The organism is Microcoleus sp. B4-D4 (assembly GCF_036705185.1).
Lineage (GTDB): Bacteria > Cyanobacteriota > Cyanobacteriia > Cyanobacteriales > Microcoleaceae > Microcoleus.
On sequence record NZ_JAUBTX010000099.1, the window covers coordinates 1 to 4,321 of the forward strand.

Sequence of the window (4,321 nt, forward strand, 5' to 3'; positions counted from 1 at the left end):
TATTGTATGAAATACTTTACCATAAAAACGAACAAAGTACACAGCCTAGGCAGAGCCTCCGGATCTGCATTACCAGGAAGAGCCTGGTAACGAGCAAATGCACTCCTAAACCTATTTCTAAATATCATCCCAAGCGCGATCGTAGTCTCTAACTGGATGAGAACTTCAGTCCTTCTTTATGAGGAGTAAAGTCCTAAATACAAACCTCACTGTTGATAGCTTATTTCTTCGTTCCCAAATTATCAGCAGCAGCCACCAAATAATGAGCAACCTGCATTAAACCATCAGAACTTTCTTGCAATCCGCTGCACACTTTCGCCATCGAAGAATCTGCTTCTTCAAAAAACTTGTGCTGGGATGACGTAGTTTTTTCCAAATAGCCAATTAATTGATTGTTACCAGACTGCAGCGCGCGATCGAACTGATTTGTCATATTTTGATACGCACTCTCAACCCGCCGCACTTGTTCTTGTTCCGCTTCCAAAGCTGCATTTAATTGATTCACCAAATTTGTATAAGTAGTTTGCAACCTTTCCCCTTCTGCATTGAACTGATTTGCCATTTTTTCATACACGCTTTCTACCCGCAGCACTTCTTGTCCGGTTATCTTTGCTAGTTCCTGTAACTGTGCCAAACGCTGGCTGCAATTCAACCCCACAGAATTAGCAAACTGACTCACTTCTGCGGCTGTTGTCAAGATTTTGTCCATACTTTCGTCAACTTGCTGCGACATCAATTTGCGTTTCTGGGATTCTTCTTGAAAAACTTTTTGCAAGCCCAGTACAACCTGCGCTAAACCTTTTTGCTGTTTGCCTAAAGTACCTTCTAATAAGTTGTTTTGCGCGGTAAAGAATTGTTGGAGAGAGGATTGATATGTTACCCGGAAGTTATTTAATTCTTCCTGGACTGTAACGCGGGTATTTTGCAGCATGGTGTCAACATTTTGCAAACTACCAACCAGATTTTCTCGCGCCTTGTCCATTAGTTCCGAAGCTTCGTCGCCTACTGCTTTAATGGTGTCTGACTGAGTTTGAAAAGCTGCGTGGGTGGCATTTAAAATATTGGTCATTCTGGCTTCAACTCCTTCTAGCATTTCCTTTTCTTGTGCTGCTTGAGTGTGGAGAGATGCTTGCAAGTTATCTTGAATTCCTTTAAAGGTGTTGGCGGCTTCTTGGGCGCTTTCTTGGAAGGCTGTTCTTTGGGCTTTCATGCCTTCAATGCTTTCTCCAACTCCCGATCGCATTTCGGTAGCCATTTCTTGCAAAACGCCGTGGGTGTCTGTCTGAAACTGTCCTAAAATCTGCTGCAAGTTGGCGGCAAATTCCTGCAACTGCACTAATGTATCTTGCTGGAAAGTTTGAATTGTCAGGATAGATTGTGCTAAACTAGAAGATATTCCGCCCAATTCGTTCTTGAGTTCTCTGACAGCTTCGGATGCTGATTGAGTTAATTGGGCGCTTTGATCTAACCGCCCTACTACTGGTTCGATTACTTCGGTGCGGAGTCCAGAAAGTAGATTGTTTAATATCTCTTCGCCTTGGTCGGCTTTAATTTGTTTTAGTAGGGATAACTCTTGGCGAATGTCTTGAAAAACTGGGGCCATTGCTAAACCGATTTGCTGTCCGAGTTCCTGGGAGTTGACATTGCTTTGAGTTTCGACGATTTGAGCAAAGCCGGTTCTCATTGTTTCGGTTGCAAGGGCGATCGCACTTTCAACATCGCCGCTAGAATTGGCGCGGGAAAATATTTGTTCTGGGGTTTGTAATTTCGCGATTTTATCTAATTTATTGCGTAAATTATCGCGATTAGCAATGCGCGCGCGATCGCCCCAAGCCAAGACAAGCGTAAATATGCTAGAAGATCCCAAACCCATCAAAGAAGTCGAAAACGCTGTTTTCATTCCCTCCAGCAACGTGCCGATCGATGGTAGCAATTCTTTGGTATCTTGCAAAGAACCCAAGTTAACATCTTGCAAGCCAGTTTGAATGCCGTAAAATGTACCTAAAACCCCCAGCGCGACTAAGGTGCTCGGTACAAACCGCCACTGACTCCGGGGTGCCGATCGCCCTAAAATTGCGGGATACTGAAACAACACAAACCGCCCGGATTTTACCTGCGCCCTGTAAGCCTCGCCGCCTGCGGTAATTTCGCCCGCCAAGTGTTCGCTAAACCAGTCTAGCAGCAGTTTCCAGGTATCTGCAGGTGTTTCCCGCTGCTGCAGTGCGATCGCCCCTGATGTACCGCTGTCTGACTTCGAGCTCAAATAGTCGATCGCATCAGAAGTCGATCGGCTTTTCGCCCCCAGATACCGCTGATATTGCTTCACAGAAGTATACTCGCCCCAAACAGCCACGCCCAGCAAAATTAGCGCCGCCCAGTGAAAAATGCTGTTCTGCCAAATTACCCCAAAAATAGCAGTCAAATAATTAATTAATTGCATATTGACAACCAGTTAAATTTGTGTATTTTACTCGAATCTCAATTATCAAAAAAACCAACATTAACGTTTTAATATAACATTTCCTACCGTCAAAAAAACACTATAACTTTCAGCTAGTCGATCACATATTTCACTTTTATTCATAAATTATGTCATCATAAATCAAAAATGAAGAGGTACAAAATGTCAGCAGAATCGCCAGCCCCAAAAATAGTCGTCGTCGGCGCAGGATGGGCCGGTTTAGGAGCCACCTATCACCTTGCCCAGCAAGGCTACGACGTAACTTTGTTAGAAGCAGGCCCTCAGCCGGGAGGCTTAGTTGCGGGGTGGAAAACCGCCGGTGGGCGTTCCGTAGAAGCAGGCATTCACGGCTTCTGGTATCCCTACAAAAATATCTTTTCATTAGTCAAGGAATTAGGACTCGATCCGTTTACGCCTTGGACTCGTTCCTGTCAGTATTCCCCCGCCGGCTTGGAAGTAGAATCGCCAATATTTCAGGACGAGCCGCGACTTCCCACACCGTTAGGAACCTTTCTCTACACCAAATTTAAAAGACTGCCATTAGTCGATCGGCTTTCAGCCTTACCTTTACTCTACGCCGTCCTAGATTTCGACAACTCCGACGCAGCTTGGCGCAGGTACGATCGCGTTACAGCCCGCGAATTGTTCAAACAGTTTGGCGTATCTGCGAGGCTGTACCGCGATGCTTTTGAGCCGATGTTATTAGTAGGTTTATTTGCACCAGGAGAACAATGTTCTGCCGCCGCAGCTTTGGGAATGCTTTATTATTTCATCTTAGCACACCAACCAGATTTTGATGTAGTTTGGTGTCGCGGTACTGTCGGAGAAAAAATCTTTCGCCCCTGGGTGGAACGTCTGGAAAAAATCGGCGCTAAAGTATTGACAAATCAGCGAGTTACTGATTTAATTGTTGACAGCAACAACCGAGCTACGGGCGTAGTTTGCGGCGATAAAATCTTCGATGCAGATGCAGTTATTTTTGCAGTTGGCGTTACTGGAATGCAAAAAATTATTAGCAGCAGCCGAGCTTTGCAAAGCCGCCAAGAATTTCGGGACGTAATGAATTTGGGTGCTGTTGACGTGTTAGCTGTCCGTCTCTGGTTTGACAGGAAAATTAACATTCCGCTGCCTTCAAATGCCTGTTTTGGATTTAGTTCGACTACGGGTTGGACATTTTTTGATTTGAATGCTTTGCACGACGAATTCCGAGCGGAACCGGGAACAGTTGTCGAAGCTGACTTTTATCACGCCAATCAATTAATTCCCTTGAAAGATGAGGAAATTGTTGCTTTAGTGCAGCGAGATTTAGCGACTTGTATTCCCGCTTTTCGGGATGCAAAAGTAATTGACAGCAGCGCGATTCGCTTGTCGCGGGCAGTGACGCATTTTGCACCGGGAAGTTATCAGTATTTGTTGCCGGCGGTAACAAGTTATGATAATGTATTGATGAGCGGCGATTGGGTTGTTACCAGTCACGGTTCTTGGTCGCAGGAAAAGGCTTATGTTACTGGTTTGGAGGCGGCAAATTTGGTAATTTCGCGTTTCGGAATTGGCAGCAAAGCGGCAGTTATTCCTGTAGAGGCTGATGAGCCGCATATTCAAGTTGGGAGACAGATTAATCAGTTTGCTCGCAGTTTGACTAATACTTTTCTTCCCGATTTTTGGCTGCCATAATTAGAAGAAGGAAGAAGGAAGAAGGAAGAAGGAAGAAGGAATTAAGGAGCGAAAACTTAATAATTTAAGCACCTCCTACAGTTTTCTTTCCTGTAAGTTGCGAGATAATAAGGAGGCAGAGCCTAGGCTGTGTACTTTGTGGTATTTTTGAGAACAAAAGTTCATACAGTTTTAGTGTCCCAACTA

Annotated in this window: 2 protein-coding genes; one reads left to right on the plus strand and one right to left on the minus strand. The window is 44.8% G+C overall.

What is annotated here, in order from left to right; all coding sequences use genetic code 11:
- Positions 1–220: 220 nt before the first annotated feature.
- The gene (locus tag QUB13_RS30165; protein ID WP_333388703.1) at positions 221–2,440 is read right to left on the minus strand and encodes a hypothetical protein; all 2,220 of its coding nucleotides are present in this window, start codon (positions 2,438–2,440) and stop codon (positions 221–223) included.
- Between the two features lie 183 nt (positions 2,441–2,623).
- On the opposite strand from QUB13_RS30165, the gene QUB13_RS30170 reads away from it, so the two are divergent.
- Complete coding sequence (locus QUB13_RS30170) at positions 2,624–4,135, plus strand: hydroxysqualene dehydroxylase (RefSeq protein ID WP_333388705.1); 1,512 nt, start codon at positions 2,624–2,626, stop codon at positions 4,133–4,135.
- The last annotated feature ends 186 nt before the right edge of the window (positions 4,136–4,321 follow it).